This window comes from Thalassotalea sp. HSM 43 (genome assembly GCF_004752005.1).
Taxonomy (GTDB): Bacteria; Pseudomonadota; Gammaproteobacteria; order Enterobacterales; family Alteromonadaceae; genus Thalassotalea_A.
On sequence record NZ_CP038493.1, the window covers coordinates 2,907,332 to 2,926,043 of the forward strand.

Annotated in this window: 19 protein-coding genes; 13 read left to right on the forward strand and 6 right to left on the reverse strand. The window is 42.5% G+C overall.

Annotated elements, in window-relative coordinates:
- Positions 1 to 9: 9 nt before the first annotated feature.
- Both secF and E2K93_RS12610 read left to right on the forward strand, forming a co-directional pair.
- On the forward strand, positions 10 to 957 hold the full coding sequence (gene secF, locus E2K93_RS12605) for a protein translocase subunit SecF (RefSeq protein ID WP_135439440.1): 948 nt from the start codon (positions 10 to 12) through the stop codon (positions 955 to 957).
- A gap of 225 nt (positions 958 to 1,182) precedes the next feature.
- Complete coding sequence (locus E2K93_RS12610) at positions 1,183 to 3,072, forward strand: DUF3857 domain-containing transglutaminase family protein (RefSeq protein WP_135439441.1); 1,890 nt, start codon at positions 1,183 to 1,185, stop codon at positions 3,070 to 3,072.
- 57 nt (positions 3,073 to 3,129) lie between these two features.
- Here the strand turns inward: E2K93_RS12610 and E2K93_RS12615 are convergent, their stop codons facing one another.
- The 4 genes from E2K93_RS12615 to E2K93_RS12630 all read right to left on the reverse strand — a co-directional run bounded on the left by E2K93_RS12615 (position 3,130) and on the right by E2K93_RS12630 (position 5,868).
- Positions 3,130 to 3,978: a hypothetical protein gene (locus E2K93_RS12615; protein WP_135439442.1), complete on the reverse strand. Its 849-nt coding sequence runs from the start codon at positions 3,976 to 3,978 to the stop codon at positions 3,130 to 3,132.
- A gap of 15 nt (positions 3,979 to 3,993) precedes the next feature.
- Positions 3,994 to 4,527: a hypothetical protein gene (locus tag E2K93_RS12620; RefSeq protein ID WP_135439443.1), complete on the reverse strand. Its 534-nt coding sequence runs from the start codon at positions 4,525 to 4,527 to the stop codon at positions 3,994 to 3,996.
- Between the two features lie 101 nt (positions 4,528 to 4,628).
- Positions 4,629 to 5,324: an aspartate/glutamate racemase family protein gene (locus tag E2K93_RS12625; protein ID WP_135439444.1), complete on the reverse strand. Its 696-nt coding sequence runs from the start codon at positions 5,322 to 5,324 to the stop codon at positions 4,629 to 4,631.
- A 28-nt stretch (positions 5,325 to 5,352) separates the two neighbouring features.
- Positions 5,353 to 5,868 carry a hypothetical protein gene (locus E2K93_RS12630; protein WP_135439445.1) on the reverse strand — a complete coding sequence of 172 codons (516 nt, stop codon included), beginning with the start codon at positions 5,866 to 5,868 and terminating at the stop codon, positions 5,353 to 5,355.
- Between the two features lie 199 nt (positions 5,869 to 6,067).
- On the opposite strand from E2K93_RS12630, the gene E2K93_RS12635 reads away from it, so the two are divergent.
- Together E2K93_RS12635 and E2K93_RS12640 are read left to right on the forward strand one after the other, a co-directional pair.
- Complete coding sequence (locus tag E2K93_RS12635) at positions 6,068 to 6,517, forward strand: hypothetical protein (protein WP_135439446.1); 450 nt, start codon at positions 6,068 to 6,070, stop codon at positions 6,515 to 6,517.
- A 268-nt stretch (positions 6,518 to 6,785) separates the two neighbouring features.
- On the forward strand, positions 6,786 to 8,174 hold the full coding sequence (locus E2K93_RS12640; protein ID WP_135439447.1) for a YfcC family protein: 1,389 nt from the start codon (positions 6,786 to 6,788) through the stop codon (positions 8,172 to 8,174).
- Between the two features lie 276 nt (positions 8,175 to 8,450).
- Here E2K93_RS12640 and cobA read toward each other — a convergent pair whose 3' ends face one another.
- Positions 8,451 to 9,314 carry a uroporphyrinogen-III C-methyltransferase gene (cobA, locus tag E2K93_RS12645; RefSeq protein WP_135439448.1) on the reverse strand — a complete coding sequence of 288 codons (864 nt, stop codon included), beginning with the start codon at positions 9,312 to 9,314 and terminating at the stop codon, positions 8,451 to 8,453.
- 108 nt (positions 9,315 to 9,422) lie between these two features.
- Here cobA and E2K93_RS12650 point away from each other — a divergent pair, with 108 nt between their 5' ends.
- Positions 9,423 to 10,769, forward strand: coding sequence for a M24 family metallopeptidase (locus E2K93_RS12650; RefSeq protein WP_135439449.1), 1,347 nt, complete (start codon positions 9,423 to 9,425; stop codon positions 10,767 to 10,769).
- Between the two features lie 46 nt (positions 10,770 to 10,815).
- Here the strand turns inward: E2K93_RS12650 and suhB are convergent, their stop codons facing one another.
- Positions 10,816 to 11,622 (reverse strand): inositol-1-monophosphatase, encoded by an 807-nt coding sequence (gene suhB / locus E2K93_RS12655; RefSeq protein ID WP_135439450.1) that lies wholly within the window; start codon positions 11,620 to 11,622, stop codon positions 10,816 to 10,818.
- A 341-nt stretch (positions 11,623 to 11,963) separates the two neighbouring features.
- Here suhB and trmJ point away from each other — a divergent pair, with 341 nt between their 5' ends.
- From trmJ to hscA, 8 genes are all read left to right on the forward strand, one after another.
- Positions 11,964 to 12,698, forward strand: coding sequence for a tRNA (cytosine(32)/uridine(32)-2'-O)-methyltransferase TrmJ (trmJ, locus tag E2K93_RS12660; RefSeq protein WP_135439451.1), 735 nt, complete (start codon positions 11,964 to 11,966; stop codon positions 12,696 to 12,698).
- A gap of 23 nt (positions 12,699 to 12,721) precedes the next feature.
- Positions 12,722 to 13,528: a serine O-acetyltransferase gene (gene cysE / locus E2K93_RS12665; protein ID WP_135439452.1), complete on the forward strand. Its 807-nt coding sequence runs from the start codon at positions 12,722 to 12,724 to the stop codon at positions 13,526 to 13,528.
- Positions 13,529 to 13,752: 224 nt separating this feature from the next.
- Complete coding sequence (gene iscR, locus E2K93_RS12670) at positions 13,753 to 14,259, forward strand: Fe-S cluster assembly transcriptional regulator IscR (RefSeq protein WP_135439453.1); 507 nt, start codon at positions 13,753 to 13,755, stop codon at positions 14,257 to 14,259.
- A 30-nt stretch (positions 14,260 to 14,289) separates the two neighbouring features.
- Positions 14,290 to 15,504, forward strand: a complete 1,215-nt coding sequence (locus E2K93_RS12675) for an IscS subfamily cysteine desulfurase (RefSeq protein ID WP_135439454.1) — start codon at positions 14,290 to 14,292, stop codon at positions 15,502 to 15,504.
- Positions 15,505 to 15,535: 31 nt separating this feature from the next.
- Positions 15,536 to 15,919, forward strand: a complete 384-nt coding sequence (gene iscU / locus E2K93_RS12680) for a Fe-S cluster assembly scaffold IscU (RefSeq protein WP_135439455.1) — start codon at positions 15,536 to 15,538, stop codon at positions 15,917 to 15,919.
- A 3-nt stretch (positions 15,920 to 15,922) separates the two neighbouring features.
- On the forward strand, positions 15,923 to 16,246 hold the full coding sequence (iscA, locus tag E2K93_RS12685; RefSeq protein WP_135439456.1) for an iron-sulfur cluster assembly protein IscA: 324 nt from the start codon (positions 15,923 to 15,925) through the stop codon (positions 16,244 to 16,246).
- Positions 16,247 to 16,295: 49 nt separating this feature from the next.
- Positions 16,296 to 16,820 (forward strand): co-chaperone HscB, encoded by a 525-nt coding sequence (gene hscB, locus E2K93_RS12690; protein WP_135439457.1) that lies wholly within the window; start codon positions 16,296 to 16,298, stop codon positions 16,818 to 16,820.
- A gap of 26 nt (positions 16,821 to 16,846) precedes the next feature.
- The gene (gene hscA / locus E2K93_RS12695; RefSeq protein ID WP_135439458.1) at positions 16,847 to 18,712 is read left to right on the forward strand and encodes a Fe-S protein assembly chaperone HscA; all 1,866 of its coding nucleotides are present in this window, start codon (positions 16,847 to 16,849) and stop codon (positions 18,710 to 18,712) included.

Genomic DNA, 18,712 nt, shown 5'->3' on the forward strand with positions numbered 1-18,712 from the left:
GAGTAAGTTATGCAATTATTAAAACTTAAAGAAACCGTGGCCTTTATGTCCTACCGTAAGGTGACGTCAGTGATCAGTCTACTGCTGGTTGTGGCATCACTTGTGTCTCTGTCTGTTAACAAGCTTAACTGGGGACTCGACTTTACTGGTGGTACATTAATTGAAGTTGGTTTTGAACAATCTGCTGACTTGAAACAAGTCCGCAGCGTATTAGAAGCTGGCGGTTATGACGATGCGGTAGTACAACTATTTGGTAGTTCAAATGATGTACTTATTCGTTTAGGTTATCGTGATGATGTCAAAGCAGAAATGCTAGGCAATCAAATCATGGACATGTTAAACGAAGGCACAGGCCAAGAATTGGTAATGCGTCGTATCGAGTTTGTTGGTTCGTCAGTAGGTGAAGAGTTAACAGAACAAGGTGGCTTAGCGATGCTAACGGCACTTATCTGTATTCTTATCTATGTTGCGTTTCGATTTGAATGGCGTTTTGCTTTGGGCTCGGTAACGGCCTTGGCACATGACGTGATTCTAACCTTAGGCTTGTTTTCAATATTGGGCTTAGAGTTTGATTTGACCGTACTGGCGGCGGTGTTGGCGGTAATAGGTTATTCATTGAATGATACCATTGTTGTATCAGACCGTATTCGTGAAAACTTCCGTAAACTTCGTAAAGGCACTCCTGAGGAAGTGATTAATATTTCACTGACCCAGACTCTATCACGTACGATGATCACCTCATTGACCACGTTCTTGGTATTGTTGGCCTTGTTCTTTAAAGGCGGCGCCTTGATTCACGGTTTTGCGACAGCGTTATTGTTCGGTATCATCATTGGTACCTACTCATCAATTTACGTTGCTTCAACCGTAGCGTTAGGTTTAGGTATTTCTAAAGAAGATCTGATCCCTGAAGTTATCGAGAAAGAAGGCGAAGACCAAGAAGGCTTTCCACTATAACCAACGGTTATAGGCATAAGCCCAATTGATTGCCAAAAACCAGCGCTTGCGCTGGTTTTTTTATGCCTGTTATATGAGGGCTGTAGCGATGAATGGTGCGACGGTGAAGAAATTCGATTGCTGTTAAGTACAAAAATCTTATGGATTTTACGGTTTTGGCTTTTCAAATAAGCACCCGCGTTATATGCTGATTTAGCAATAATAACAATAAGAAAGGATGCAAACGTGAAAAAATCCCAGCTATGTTGTGCGCTTACCTTGAGCGCTAGCTTTGGTCTTGCTGCAGAGCCTGTTGAATACCTTGAATTACAGTCAAAAATTAAAAAGCTGAACGTCGAGTATACGGTAAATGAAGACTTTACTGTTGAGCGTACGACTGAACTTGAAGTGGTGGCATTAAATGATAATGTCGCTAAAGAATTGAAAAATTATAGCTTTAACTACAGTACCAGTATTGAAAAATTAAAGGTCATTGAAGCCAAGACCATCAATGCTGATGGCAGTGAAGTTATGGTTCCTGAAGGCAATTATCAGGAAAGCATCAATCGCGGTCACAATGACAACCAGGCAATATATTCTGATCGCACCTCGCTAACCGTTGTCTTTCCTGAGTTAGACGCCAATGATGCAATTTACGTCAAATCGAAAATAGTTGAAATCGAACCTATGTTTCCGGGGCATTTTGCCATTGCCGAGAGTGTTTGGGATCATACCGCATACGATGAACTGAATATCACCATTCGCATGCCGGATGATGTCGTCATTTATCAACAGTTTAACGGTGTTGAAAAGTCAGTGAGTAAAGATGGGGATAGCAAAGTGATTCGTGTCAGCTACAGCAACCCTAAGCCGATTAAAGGCAAACGCAACGACTATTCAACATGGAACGCCAATACATCGAAAGGCTTTATTGTTTCAACGTTTGCCTCTTACCAAGAGGTTGCAGATGCCTATGCCAAAAGAGCCTTACCGCAAGCTGAAGTGACCGATCGAGTACAAAAGCTGGCGGATGAAATTACCGCCGATTTAGTTGATAAAAAGCAAATGGCGAAAGCTCTGTATGAGTGGGTAGCTACTAATATTTCTTATGCCGGAAACTGTATTGGTGTTGGCGCTGTGGTGCCACATCATGTCAATTTTATCCTTGATAATCGTATGGGGGATTGTAAAGACCATGCCACTTTATTAGAGGCATTTTACAAAGCCAAAGGCATCGATAGCAGCCAAGCTTTAATCAACTCAGGTAATCAATATGTATTACCTGATGTGGCGCTGGTATCTGCGGTGAATCACGTAATTACTTATTTACCAGAGTGGGACATGTTCATCGATTCAACTAACCCACACATGCCATTTGAAAGCTTAGCGTTTAACATTGCTGATAAACCGGTGATCATGATTGATGAGCGTTATAAAGTTGCGAAAACGCCAGCGACAAAAGTTGGTGAAAACAAGCAATCGCTCACCTCAAAAATGACCATTAATGCCAATGGTTCGGTAACTGGCGATTTGCAAATTTCCGCCCAAGGTCGAGCCGCTATAGATTTGCGCGCGAGCTTTCGGATGATCACCGAGCAGCAAGAAAAAGAGTGGTTAGAACGTACCTTTAGTTCTCGTAACCAACTTGGTAAAGCGACCCTTACAAAAGATGATCCGAAGCCGCTGAAGAGCGATTTCAATTACTCTTTTGAATTTGAACGCCCAGAATTTATCCAAAGTTCAGGTGCCGGTGGCTTTCATGTGTACCCGTTCGTGCTAACCTCTGGAGCGTTATTTAATTACTTAGATTATTCACAAGAAGAGCTGGTGACAGACGTTATCGCCTGTATGAATGGTTTTTCTGAGGAAGAGTTAGTGTATGAGTTACCACAAAACTTGAAAATTTTAGCAAAACCAGACAACTTTGCCATCAATGAGAACCACATCGAGTTTAAGGCAAGCTATGAACAAGAAGGTAATGTGTTAACCGTTAAGCGTTTTGTTAATGATACAACGCCAGGTAACCTATGTTCTGCCGATTTGGTTAATGCACAGCGCAAAACATTAATGAAAATTAATGAAAACCTTAATTCGCAAGTGATATTTCAATTTACCACCGTGAGCGTAGGCGGCTAATGAATCATCGCATATAAAAAAACGGCCAGCAGGCCGTTTTTTTATAATGCAATAAGGTTAATCCATTGGGATATTACGAGTCCAGTTATAACCTTGTTTAAAATCAATGATATAGTATTCAAAGTCATTAATTTGTGGTGTTAACGTGTCACCACCACCGAGACTAATACTGGTACGGATATTTTCCGTATATAAGTCCTTTATGTCGCAACCTGTGTGCAAATCTTCCATCATAATGCTGTAGGCATTGCCGCTTTCGATTGCGTCACTGAATTCCTCTCGCTCACAACCAACAACACCTTGCTCATATTGGTAATGTAATTTCCCTTTAACGGTTGCAAAGGGTAACTCAGAATCCCAAGTTAAATGAATATCATCCAATATAGGGTCATAACTTTCCGCCGTTGCTGAGTTTTCAACAGTAAACCGTTCAGGTAATTTAAGTTTACTGCGAAATGTTTTCTCTGGTGTTTTTAACGAAATCTCGACATGCTCAAAATCATCAGCATCGTCGATGGCAACTTCATAATAAACATAATCATCATACGGTTCGTTGACGTTGTATTTACCAAGATCGATTTGTTGGTCATCTAAATGCAACAGCAAACCATCATTGAGGTAGGCATTTACATATAAGCTGCCTACTTTTATTTCGACTCTAAAAGAAAAGGATATTTCATCCAGCTCTTGCTCTTGCTCTTGCTCTTGTTGTTGCTCTTGTTGTTGATCTTGTTGTTGATCTTGTTGTTGATTAGTTGAACTGTCGTAGACACGACTAATTTGCCAATCTAGATGTACGCTGTCATCTTCTTTAATGTCTTCAACATCTTTTTTCTCTGCATAGCATCCTGTCATTAATAACACGGCTAAAAGCACAGCATAGCGACTGTGTTTAACATCTAACATCTGTTTATCCTTTAATTAACTTTGTGGCGGGTTTGATGACTCTTCATCGATAAATGGAGTGGCAATAATCATCGCTGGCACAACAGCAACACTAAAAATGATATCTGCGGGTATAGTAAATAACATTAAGCTTTGTGCCGGGTATCCATGCCAAGCGCGATAATCATGAATAAATTGCAGTCGAGCACCGCTTTTAATCACTTCAAAGCGAATAGGCTTACTGTTTAGCTCTGTTAATAAATAACCTTTGCTGTCTGATAACCAGACAATATCGTCGTATCCAAATTCAAGTGTGCCGACTCGCTCACCGTCTTGCTCATGAATGAGGTTGCTGTACGGAAAAAAATGACCGTGTGCAAACAGAAATCCAGAAACTTTCCGGTCGGAATCTTTGATGGCCATTTCAATGCTTTGTTGCGGCTCATCGTTTAGCACTGAACCATGTAATGATTTGGCACCAAAACTGGCGACATAAGACGAAGATACGCAGCCACTTAATAGGCTGATAGTGCAGCAAAGGCAAATTGAAATAAGCTTTTTGAACGACATCCGTGTGTTATTGTATTAGTGATAATTCTCATTCATATTCGTTTGAAAGCAGTTAATTGTCAATAGCTTAAAGTTATATAGGCAGACTTAAATGTATTCGATTATGGTGTCAGCATTGCTGTTATTGCCGCATTAGCATGCACGTCTGTGGTATCTATCAGAGGGGTGTTGCAATCGTCTTGCTGTATCAGTAAACCTATTTCCGTACAGCCGAGAATCACTGCTTGTGCACCGTGTTTCGCTAAGTCTTCGATAATGCGCAAGTATTGCTGTTTGGAATCATGGTTGATAATGCCCTGACACAGTTCTTGGTAAATGACATTGTGTACCAAATCCCGCTGGTTTTTATCGGGTATCACCACATCAATGGCGAACTTATTGGTAAGTCGCGATTTATAAAAATCTTGCTCCATGGTAAATGCCGTACCTAATAAGCCCACTTTATCAATGCCCATAGCCGTTAAGCGCTCACCGGTAGCATCTGCAATATGCAACATTGGGATATCGATGCTCTCTTGCACCTGATCAAACACTTTATGCATGGTGTTAGTACAAATCATTAAAAAGTCGGCACCGGCAGCTTGCACACCCATCGCGGCATCGCTAAGACGCTTGGCAGCTTGCAGCCAATCACCGCTGTGCTGTAGTGCTTCAATCTCGGCAAAGTCGACGCTGTATAAAATGATTTTGCCCGAATGTAAGCCACCAAGCTGGTGTTTAATCCCCTGGTTAATGAGCTGATAATAGGTTTGCGTACTTTCCCAGCTCATGCCACCTAATAAACCGACAGTTTTCATATCAAGTTACCTGCAATGCATTAACAGGCTAAGCCTGTTTAGTTGCCGTCAGTTTAGACCAAACGAACCGCACAAGTTTATAAATAACCCAGCCTGATAGCGCAAACACCGTGGCAAATATGGCAGGTAATATGGTACCAAAGGTGAACGACATGCTAAGGATAAAACCCAGTATAAACTGCGGTTTATAGATAGGCACAAAGATAGCGATAGCAAAAATGAGCGGCGCCAACATCGAAGATATGGCGGTTAAGCCCATACTAAAGGTAATCGATAAAATCACTCCATAGATAAACGCCGCAGTGGCTTGCCACCACACGTATTTTGATACTGGGGTCCGCTTATAAATTAAATTCATCAACACATAGGTGATTAACGGTAAGACGATACCACCCCAAGCATTTGATATTCTTGGTAAGTCTTTGTTGTGTAATAAGTAATGAGCTTCGATGCCGCCATTAAAATATTGCCATAACAAGGTCGACCAGATATAGATGAAACTAGCAGTGGTGACGAGATAAATTGTATTTTTGTTGTTGTCCATAATGAGCATCTAAGACCTAATGTTGTATTACCTTTACTGTACTTGATAGCTGCATCGATATTCAAAGATTAAATGTAAATGGTTTTGTCTGCCATGAAATGCCTGTGTTCAACTCGGTATTGACGATAACTTATTGAAAAAGTTAGTGTATCGTAAGAGAGGTGAGCTGTCGGGTAGTTACCGACATCAAGGATATGAAATGAATAAAATAGATTTTACTCTAGCTTTTCTTTTGTTAGTGGGGACACTCAATTTAATTGGTTGCGATTCAGTTGATACAAATGATAAATCCACTAAAGCGAAACTGGAACAAACCGCAAGCGAGAACGAGCGTTCCTTGTCTAACGTAGATAAGTTATTCGATTCTAATAACTCGTGCGCAGGTGAAAATAAAGTCCTCCCTATTCGCCTAACAATAGATCTGCATAATACGATGTATGCATACAACTCAATTATTACGGAAGATTATTTAGTCTCAATATTAAAATCTCTGCCTAAGGGGTGTGATAATGCTCGTATTACTTTCTTGTATGAAAGTGATGATTCATTGGAATATATCGCTAAAGTGAACTCTATCTTGGAAGAGTCAGGTACTTTTAAAAACTACACTCCAATTTTATTGAAGTTTCCTTCACCAAGAGTCTATTAGTTAAAGGACTAAACATTGAATTTCGCCGCAATGACGGTGAAAATAATAGGTAAAGTGAATGACCTCCTTTGGCACTAAGCTTCCCTTCAAAATCACCTCAAATCTGATGAAGAACCGACCCAAAAATAAGACGGGTGACGCACAGGATGTGCTAACGCTAATTTAAATGGCTTCATGATAGCAGTCCAAGTAAAGCTTGTTACACAATGATTATGGTGGGTATAGTGTATTTAATAATTATAAATTACGCACAGTCATTGGAATAACTATGAAAGCTACAGGCATTAAAATAGACTCTTTGGTTCTAATTTTTTCCTTTATTATTTTTGCCCAGTTACTCACCTTTGTTATTCCCCAAGGCAGCTTTGAGCGTGAACCATTTGCAAAGAATCCTAGCCATGAAATTGTCGTCGCTGGTACCTATGATATGCTGCCAGCAGATGAGCATGTAAGCTTACCTTTATGGCATTTTCTGGATGCGATTACTAAGGGAATGGCTGAAGCACAAGACATTATATTTTTGATTTTTATTGTCGGTGGCGTGATTGAAGTGGTACGTAAAACCGGCGCCATCGATGCAGCATTAATGTCGGCTGTTCACAAGATGGGACACAATCCAAGTGTATTAATATTGGGCTGTTTTGCCATGTTTGGTCTTGGTTCATTTACCATAGGTATGGGGGAGGAATATGTACCATTAATACCTATTCTTGTATCTATGGCTTTGGTGATGAGAATGGATGCGATGGTCGCAATGGCGATGGTTTGGATCCCTTATGGTATAGGCTGGGGCTGTGCCGGTATAAACCCTTTTAATGTATTAATTGCGCAAAACATTGCCGGTATCCCATTAACATCAGGTTGGGAAATTCGTGCTTTAATGATGTTGGCTTTCTTGGCTCTGGGATTTCATCATACTTATCGTTATGCCATGCGAGTTAAAAATGATCCCAGTAAAAGCCTACTTAGCGACGTTAATTATGACGAAGGTTTTACACCGCCCGATGACACCAAAATGAATCTTACACGAACAATGATACTCATTGTTTTTATGGCTGGAATAGGGCTCTTTATTTGGGGCTCCGCTAAATATGGTTGGTATATCACCGAGTTAAATACCATATTCTTAGGTATTGGTTTAGTTGCAGCAATGATAGGTCGATTGGGTGCTACAAACACCAGTGAAGCTTTCCTCAAAGGTGCAAGTCTTATGATTGGTGCAGCTTTAATTGTAGGTTTTGCCCGCACCATATCCGTAGTTTTAGCCGATGGGCAAATTCTCGATAGTATTGTAAATAGTGTTGCGCAATTACTGCAGGGTGTTCCGGCTGAAGTATCAGGTATTGGCATGTTACTTGTGCAATCGCTATGTAATTTCTTTATTCCTTCGGGCTCTGGTCAGGCGTTTGTGACCATGCCAATCATGTCGCCTCTCGCTACATTAACAGGTGTCCCACAGCAAACTGCGGTGCTGGCATTTCAGTTTGGCGATGGTTTTACGAATATGTTTGTACCAACCAGTGCTCTTCTTATGGGCGGACTTGCATTAGGCAGAGTACCTTACATCGCTTGGTTACGATTTATCATGCCGTTAATGGTTAAAATCCTGCTACTCGCGTCAGTATTTATTGTGTTATCTATTCATTTTCCGTTTTAACAGCTTTATGAGAGTAAGTACTTAGGGGGGCTATATTAGATGACGCACAGGATGTGCCAATGCAATTGGCTTCATGGATGAAGGTTGTGTCTTTGTGGCGGTGCTATTTGTTCTGCTTCCGGGCATAAATACATCCCTGATAAATACCCTCTCAGGCTATCCTGCCTTCCGGGCATAAATACATCCCTGATAAATACCCTCTCAGGCTATCCTGCCTTCCGGGCATAAATACATCCCTGTATAAAAAAAAGCCAGGGTTAATACCCTGGCAAAAAGTTACGCATAATTTTTCATTGATGCGATTTTGGAAGTTCTGTTCTTGGCGTGTTCAGCCTCTTTACTTAAAAAGTATGCTGGTTGTTTGCTTGATAGTTGATGCTGTTGTAAAACGTCTACAACCGCACCCATCACGATAAGGCTTGGTGCTTTGATGTTGTTGTCATCAATGCACTGGTTGATTTTTGCAAGTGTGGTGCGCCACACTTGTTGACTGTTTTGTGTACCTCGATAAACAATCGCCACGGGTGTATCAGGGCTTTTCCCGTGCTCTAGCAATTTAGATTCTATAATGCCGGCATTGCCTATACCCATATAAAACACTAGCGTCTGCTTACTATTGACGTATTCATGCCAAGGTAAATCAAGTTCACCGTCGTGTTTAAAATGGCCAGTGATAAAACTGCAGCTGTAGGCAACATCGCGATGCGTTAAAGGGATACCAGCATAACTCGTTGCCCCACTTGCGGCGGTAATACCCGGGATAACATGACAGTTCACATCGTGCTCGAGCAGATGATCAATTTCTTCAGAGCCACGTCCAAAAATAAAGCTATCACCGCCTTTAAGGCGAACAACCTTGAGGCCTTGCTTGGCTTTGGTTAGTAGCGTGTCGTTGATCTGTTGTTGACTCACACATTGCTTGTGTACCGCCTTGCCTACGTATAAACGCTGGCAATTGGCTGGGGTCAAATTGACAATCTCACGACTAACCAGACGATCATAAATAATGACGTCAGCTTGCTGCAAAAAACGCATCGCTTTTATGGTCAATAATTCGGCGTCGCCTGGGCCGGCACCTATCAGTGCGACTTCGCCAGCAACAAATTGTGATTTAGCCTGAATTTTAGTTAATGAATCCATTAGTCATCTTAAGACAGGCTATGCGGTGCCGGTCATTGCAATATGTGTTGAAGTTGTTAATCTTGGGGTAACTATACCTTGATATTAATAACCATAAAGAATCGTATTGTGCTTTTATATGTTAAAAAGTTATTAAGTGTCGTTGCTTTGCTGACACTTAGTTTTATCTCCATAGCCCAGCAAAGTGATGACTTAGTTAAGAAATTCAACATCTTGCCATTACAGCAACGCGCTGAAGTGGTTGATCAAATCTTGCAAAAACGCGTTGATACCTTGTTGCCACAATTAATGCGCCGTTCAAATATTGATATGTGGGTATTAATCTCTCGTGAATATAACGAAGATCCTGTTTTAGAAACCATGCTACCGGGCGATTGGTTTGGTGCCCGTCGCAGAACCATTTTAGTGTTTACCGACCTAGGTAAAGAGCAGGGCGTGCGTGCTGAAGCGATATCTACCTATGATGTATCAGGGGTGTTTAAAAAGGCATGGGATAAAACCACCGAGCCCAATCAAATGCAAGCGCTGGTAAAACTGATAGACCGCTATCAACCAAATCGCATTGGTATTAATGTGTCAGATACATATGGTCTTGCCGATGGTTTAGCAGCAAGTGATAAACAATTATTGCAGCGTCATTTACCCGCGAATTTATCGCAACGTTTGGTATCGGCAGAAGAGTTGGCGGTGAGCTGGCTAGATACCCGTATTGATGAAGAGGTCGAAATGCATCGCAATTTGGTTGGCTTAACCAAGGCGATTATTCATGAGGGCTTTTCGACCAAGGTCATACGTCCACGTAAAACCACCATTGGTGATTTAGTCTGGTGGTTTCGTGAGCGCGTAAATGGTTTAGGGCTCGATACTTGGTTTCAACCTGCGATTCGTTTGCAGCGCAAATACAAAAAAATGGGGGTAAGCCAAGACCCTGACGAAATCATTATGCCAGGTGATTTGTTGCATGTAGATTTTGGTATTCATTATTTACGCCTCAACAGCGATATTCAGCAACATGCCTATGTATTAAAAGCGCAAGAAAAAACCGCGCCGCGATACCTAAAGCAGGCGCTGGGAGAAGGCAATAAATTACAAGACCTGTTATTAAAGCAATTTAAACCCGGTCGCAGTGGTAATGAAATTTTATCCCGTGCTAGAGAACAGGCTTTACTTGCTGGCTTGCGCCCTATGATCTATACCCATCCAATTGGCTATCATGGCCATGGTGCAGGTACCACTATAGGCAAGTGGGATTCTCAGCATGGTGTCGCGGGCGATGGCGACCGTAAGATATATCCTGATGCGGCGTATTCAATTGAATTGAATGTCACAACCTTTGTTAAGGAGTGGCAAAAAGACGTGATGATAATGCTCGAAGAAAACGCTTTTTATAATGGCGATAAAGTTGAGTATTTGGTGCCAAGGCAAAACAATCTAATTTTAATTAACTACAAATAAAAAAAAGGCTGCAGATGCAGCCTTTTTTATTGAATCTATTTTGTGATTACAGCTTTTTCATCGCCGGCGTAAGGTGAGGACGAATATCGGTTAGGATATTCTTTAATACGCGAGCGTTTGCTGCAACGGTATTACCACTTTTAGCGTGGTTGTTGCCACCGGCAAAGTCGCAAACCAATCCACCCGCTTCAATAACCAATAGTTCACCAGCAGCGGTATCCCAAGGTTTTAGACCAAGTTCAAAGTAACCGTCAATACGACCTGCCGCAACATAAGCTAAATCAAGCGCCGCAGAACCTGCTCGACGCATGTCAGCGGTTTTCGCGAATAAGTCTTTGAACATACCAAGGTAGGCATCAATGCTGGCTTTTTGCTTGAAAGGGAAGCCGGTAGCCAATACGGTACCGTTTAATTCTTTCATATTGTTTACGCGAATACGCACATTATTTAGTTGTGCGCCTTTACCACGGCTGGCGGTGAATAATTCACCACGGATTGGATCGTAAATAACGGCTTGGTCTAGTTTGCCTTTAACTTTAAGGGCAATAGATACGGCAAAGTGAGGAATGCCTTTAACAAAGTTGGTGGTACCATCAAGAGGATCGATGACCCATTGGTAGTCAGCATCTTTACCCGCAATAATACCGCGTTCTTCGGAAATAATAGAATGATCAGGATACGACTTTAAAATAGTATCGATGATGATCTGCTCAGCTTGTGTATCAACATTAGTAACAAAATCGTTGCTACCTTTGGCTTCTATTTCTATCTTGTCCGTTTGCTCAAAAGTGCGAGCAATAACGTTACCGGCACTACGCGCAGCGCGCACAGCGATATTCAGCATTGGATGCATGTGTGACTACCTTATTTTAGAAAGAACAATTTTGACCAGTCTCATTCGCTGGTCTGCAAAACGGCGCGCAGTATAACAAATGCGAATTAAAAAAGCGATAGAGGATCAAAACTGTTGGAAGTTGGCTAATAGTTATAGTTCAATCATAGCTATTTTCAACTTAACCCCTTTGCTAACAAGGCTTTTACTTTTTATAAACAAAAGCAAGGTGTCATAAATAAATGCTCTAATAAGAGCAAATAATTTTGATCTTTTTTGTTAACGAAATATGCTAATTTTAACGACAGGAAATCTTGTGCTGTGTTAAAATCGCGGCAATTTTCCAAATCAAGAAACAAATTATGTTAGATAACGTTCGAATTGTACTGGTAAACACCTCTGATTGCCGCAATATGGGCAGCGCTGCTCGGGCGATGAAAACCATGGGCCTGAAAAACCTGTATTTGGTTGACCCTATGGAGATGCCGAACGGCCAAGCGCAAGCTTTGGCGGCGGGTGCGACAGATGTATTAGCCAATGCTAAAGTGGTAAGCACATTGGAAGAAGCAATCACCGATTGTGGTTTGGTTGTTGGCACCAGTGCTCGCTCGCGCACCTTACCTTGGCCTATGCTTGAGCCAAGAGAGTGCGGTGCCAAAATGGTCGAAGAAGGGCAGACATACCCTGTCGCTTTGGTGTTTGGTCGCGAAAGCAGTGGCTTAACCAATGATGAATTACAACTTTGTCATTATCATGTATGTATTCCGGCAAACCCTGAATACAGCTCATTGAATCTAGCGATGGCAGTACAAACGTTAAGTTATGAAGTGCGCGTGAACTATTTGCAAAGTGTTGACGCTCAGCATCAACCTAAGCCAGAGCAAGACAGCGAAGAGCAGTATCCTTTGGTCGATGAAACGGAACGTTTTTATCAGCATTTTGAATCAGCGATGGAAAAGACCGGCTTTATTCAGCCGAAGCATCCAGGCATGATCATGACGAAAGTACGTCGTTTGTTTAACCGTGCCCGACCTGATGGCAAAGAGCTAAAAATGCTTCGCGGCATTTTAGCGTCAATCGATAAGTCGGTAAAATAAGCAGCAACTAAATTAGGACAACTATGTTTGCTAGAATCAGAGAAGATATAAAAAGCGTATTTGACCGCGACCCAGCGGCTCGAACCACGTTTGAAGTGCTTACCAACTATCCGGGGCTTCATGCCATTTGGGGGCATTGTCTATCGTCTTGGTTATGGCAAAAAAATCTTAAATTACTGGCGCGCATAGTTTCAACGCTAATACGTTGGGTTACCGGTGTCGAAATTCACCCAGGTGCAACCATTGGTCGTCGCTTTTTTATTGATCACGGCATGGGCATCGTTATTGGTGAAACCGCTGAGATTGGCGATGATTGCACGATTTACCATGGCGTCACGTTAGGTGGTACCAGTTGGGATGCCGGTAAACGTCATCCTACCTTAGGTAATAATGTGGTGATTGGTGCTGGCGCAAAAGTCTTAGGGCCGTTAAGTGTTGGCGCGAATGCCAGAATTGGTTCTAACGCCGTGGTTGTTAAAGATGTGCCAAGCGGCGCGACCGTGGTCGGTATTCCCGGGCGTGTGGTTAGCAATGGTCATGATGCCGAGCAAGACAAGCGTAATGAGTTAGCCAGTAAATATGGTTTTGATGCCTACGCTGTATCAGAAGATAATCCAGATCCGGTTGCCAAAGCCATTGGTCGAGTGCTTGATCACGTCAATCTGATGGACGCAAAATTGCAGGAAATGACCTGCGAATTAAATAAATTAGGTGGTAATGTTTGCGAAGACGAACTGCCTGAATTACATGTCACCGAGTTTGCCGAAGCTGAAAAGAGTGCCGCCAAACGTCGTCAATCCGAACAAGAAAAGTTTGATCCTAAAATTTAAACTTGCCGTAACAATAATTCCTTAGTAAAATAGTCAGGTATTAGTTTGACTATTTTATGTGGGTATTTAGTTGACTATTTTGTATGGATAAGTAAAATGCGCTGTGATTAATACATACAGGCTACATTTTGCCACATTTTTTGCGCTAAATACCCCCTTTAACTGTAACAATAATGTAATAGCAAAATTGCTATGGTTAGAGCATTTTACTTCAGGTTGAGAACATGAAACTGACTTCTAAAGGTCGCTATGCCGTTACCGCTATGCTGGATGTTGCTATCCATGCTGAAAGTGGTCCTGTGCCTTTGGCGGATATATCTGAAAGGCAAGGTATCTCGCTGTCTTATTTAGAGCAGCTGTTTTCAAAGCTACGTAAACATGGCTTGGTTAGCAGTGTGCGAGGTCCTGGTGGCGGTTACCGCCTAGGTCGCTGTTCAGCAAAGATTGCTGTTGCCGATGTGATAAGTGCCGTTGATGAGAGTGTCGATGCGACTCGATGTCAAGGCCAAGGCAACTGTCAAGGCGGCCATAAATGTTTAACCCACAATTTGTGGAACGATTTAAGTGAACGCATTGCCGATTTTCTAAGCGGTATCACCTTAAGTGAGCTCGTAAATCAAGGCGATGTACAGCAAGTTTCGGAACGTCAGGATGCTGAATACATTAGTAATCACCAGCAAAAACCCGTCGGAACCGTGATATCAACGAAAAGCATTATTAACGAGTGGTAATACACCCGTTTACGTAAGAGAGAATTTTTGATGAAGTTACCTATTTACCTAGATTATTCAGCAACAACGCCAGTAGACAAACGTGTTGCTGATAAGATGGTGCAATACATGACCAATGATGGCATTTTTGGCAACCCAGCGTCTCGCTCGCACAAGTTTGGTTGGCAAGCAGAAGAAGCAGTTGATATCGCTCGAAATCAAATTGCTGATTTAATCAATGCCGATCCTCGTGAAATTGTATTCACCTCTGGTGCAACAGAATCAGATAACCTAGCGATTAAAGGCGCTGCTAATTTTTACAGCAAAAAAGGTAAGCACGTTATTACCTGTAAAACTGAGCATAAAGCCGTACTTGACACCTGTCGTGAACTTGAGCGTCAAGGTTTTGAAGTAACTTACCTAGACCCAGAAGCTGATGGTCTAATCGATTTAGCTAAGTTAGAAGCGGCAATGCGTGATGACACCGTGCTTGTTTCTATCATGCACGTAAACAATGAAATCGGTGTCATTCAAGACGTCGCAGCAATTGGCGAGTTATGTCGTTCTCGTAAAATCGTATTCCATGTAGATGCGGCACAATCAGTCGGTAAAATTCCGGTAGATATGCAAGCATTGAAAGTTGATTTACTGTCGATTTCGGCACACAAAATGTACGGTCCAAAAGGTATCGGTGCATTGTTTGTTCGTCGTAAGCCTCGTATCCGTTTAGAAGCACAAACACACGGTGGTGGTCACGAGCGTGGTATGCGCAGTGGTACATTGCCGACTCACCAAATCGTTGGTTTTGGTGAAGCATGTCGAGTTGCCAAAGAAGATATGCAACAAGATCTTGAGCATGTAACGGCTATGCGTGATCGTTTATGGGCTGGTATCAAAGAAATGGACCAAGTATTCGTTAACGGTGATTTCAGTCAACGTTACCCAGGTAACCTGAATGTGAGCTTTAACTTTGTTGAAGGCGAATCATTAATTATGGCATTGAAAGACTTGGCAGTATCGTCAGGTTCAGCCTGTACGTCAGCAAGTTTAGAACCATCTTATGTACTGCGTGCTCTTGGTCTTAACGACGAATTAGCACACAGTTCAATCCGTTTCAGCTTTGGTCGGTTCACCAAGGTAGAAGAAGTGGATTACGCAATAGAACTTATTAAAAATGCAATTAATCACTTACGTGACATGTCACCACTATGGGAAATGTTCCAAGACGGTGTTGATTTAGACAAAGTAGAGTGGGTTGGTCACTAGGTAATTAGTGAAAAGAATTCAGAGGTAAATTATGGCTTATAGTGAAAAAGTTATCGATCATTACGAGAATCCACGTAACGTAGGTTCATTTGATAAAAACGACCCTAGCGTTGCAACCGGTATGGTAGGCGCACCAGCATGTGGTGACGTAATGAAGTTGCAATTAAAAATTGATGAGCAAGGTATCATTGAAGACGCAAAATTCAAAACCTACGGTTGTGGTTCTGCTATTGCTTCTAGCTCATTGGTTACTGAGTGGGTTAAAGGTAAGTCTATTGACGAAGCTGCGGAAATCAAAAACACCGCAATCGCTGAAGAATTAGCGTTACCACCAGTTAAAATTCATTGTTCGATTTTAGCCGAAGATGCAATCAAAGCAGCAATCGACGATTACAAAGCGAAGAAAGAAGACTAAGTTATGGCAATTTCAATGACGCCAGCGGCGTCTGAGCGCGTAAAAACGTTTTTGCTAAACCGAGGCAAAGGTGTAGGCCTGCGTCTTGGTGTAAAAACGACAGGCTGTTCAGGTCTGGCCTATGTGTTGGAGTTTGTTGATGAAGTTAACCCAGATGACGCTGTGTTTAATATAGACAGCGTTAAAATCATCATTGATGGTAAGTCATTAGTTCATCTTGATGGTACTGAATTAGACTTCGTCAAAGAAGGTTTGAACGAAGGTTTTAAATTTACCAATCCAAACGCCAAAGGCGAATGTGGATGTGGTGAAAGCTTCAGCGTGTAATGAAATCGCAACTTTCAGTTGATTTTATTCTGTAAAAGAGAATAACACTTTGGATTATTTTCAATTGTTTGGTCTTGAGGCCAACTTTGAGCTCGATCTGGCAGAGCTATCTGCAACTTATCAAGCACTACAAAAAACGGTCCACCCGGACCGTTTTGCACATTCGTCTGCACAAGAACAAATGATTGCGGTGCAAAAGTCTGCAGAAATCAATGATGCTTTCCAAACCTTAAAGCAACCTATTGCTCGCGGTGAATATTTGCTGACCCAACGTGGTGTCGAACTGCCGTCGGAACAACAAAGCTTTGCTGATGTTGAATTTTTGATGCAGCAAATGGAGCTAAGGGAAATGCTTGGTGAGGTCGAACACGCCAGTGATCCTGATTCGGCGTTGTTTGCCGCACAAGAAACGCTCGATATCCAATCACAAAGTTTATGGCAGCAGCTTAAGGCGAGCATTGTTAGCAACAGCGAAAGCGATAACAAAGCAGCGGCTGAAACCCTGAGAAAGCTAAAGTTTTATCAAAAATTACAGATAGAGCTTGAACGAATTGAAGACAAGCTGTTCGATTAGAACGGCAAAGAGTACGAATATTAGCTATGGCATTATTACAAATCGCTGAACCGGGACTAAGCAGTGTTCCGCATCAACACAAACTGGCAGCAGGTATCGATTTAGGTACGACGAATTCACTGGTCGCCAGTGTTATGAGTGGTCTACCGAAGACCTTGGTTGATTCCCAAGGAAACGATATCTTACCGTCGATTGTGAGCTATCAAAGCAAAGGTGTTTTGGTTGGTGATAAAGCCAAAGCACAAGCTATTAATGACCCACAAAACACCATTGTTTCGGCGAAACGCTTGATTGGTCGCTCGTTGCAAGATATTCAGCAAAAGTATCCATCATTGCCATATAACTTTTGTGGCGATGCATCTCACCCGTCAATTGAAACCCGCCAAGGGATCAAAAACCCTGTGCAGGTATCGGCTGACATATTAAAGACCTTGGCTGAACGTGCCGAGATGTCGTTAGGCGGTGAATTACAAGGTGTGGTTATTACCGTGCCTGCTTACTTTGATGATGCGCAACGACAAAGTACCAAAGATGCAGCAACCCTAGCGGGTTTAAATGTACTGCGACTGCTTAATGAACCGACGGCGGCTGCCGTCGCTTACGGTCTTGATAGTGGTCAAGAAGGCGTTATTGCCGTTTATGACCTTGGTGGTGGTACATTTGATATTTCCATTTTGCGCCTAAATAAAGGTGTCTTTGAAGTGATGGCCACCGGCGGTGATTCTGCGCTAGGCGGCGATGATTTTGACCATGCTTTATCTGATTTTATTGTCAGCCAAGCTAGTTTAACCCGTCCACTTTCACATGAAATGGAACGTCAGGTATTGATGCAAGCAACGTCGGTAAAAGAGCGTTTGTCTGCAGCACCTGTGACCGAATGCCAGCTTACCTTAGAAAACGGCGAGTCGTGTCAATTTGAGGTAACTCGTGGTCAATTTGATGAGCTAGTCAAACCTTTGGTCAGCAAAACCTTGCGTGCTTGTCGTCGTTCATTAAAAGATGCCGGCGTTAGCAATGAGCAAGTGCTTGAAGTCGTTATGGTTGGTGGTTCAACACGAGTACCATTGGTGCGTGAAGAAGTCGGCAAGTTTTTCCAACGCCAACCCTTAACCTCGATTGACCCAGACAAAGTGGTCGCGGTAGGTGCGGCGATACAAGCAGATATCTTAGTGGGTAACAAACCTGAAAGCGACATGTTATTGCTTGATGTGACGCCATTAAGTTTAGGCTTAGAGACCATGGGTGGATTAGTTGAGAAGGTTATTCCTCGCAATACCACCATTCCGGTTGCTAGAGCACAAGAATTTACCACTTTCAAAGATGGTCAAACGGCGATGGCGATTCATGTTGTTCAAGGTGAGCGTGAACTGGTTGAAGACTGTCGTTCATTAGCGCGATTTGAATTGCGTGATATTCCGGCAATGACCGCCGGTGCCGCACATATTCGTGTCACCTTTAAAGTCGACGCGGATGGTTTGCTAAGTGTTAGCGCCATGGAAAAATCGACCGGTGTTGAAGCGTCTATTGAAGTGAAACCTTCGTTTGGTTTGCAAGAAGATGACATCGTGCAAATGTTAAAAGACTCTATGGCTCACGCCAAAGGGGATATGGACGCACGAATGCTGAAAGAACAGCAAGTCGAAGCTGCCCGAGTACACGAGAGCGTGACGGCCGCGGTAGCCGCAGATGCGAGTCGATTACTGTCCGAAGATGAGCTAAATGCCATCAACGGAGCATTAATCGAATTAATTAAAATCAGTCAAGGTGATGATATTGCCGCCATTGAAGCAGCAATTGAGTCGGTTGATAAAGTTACGGCCATATTTGCTGAACGTCGCATGGACTCGTCCATTCGCGAGGCGTTGGCTGGCCATTCGGTAGATGAGGTTTAA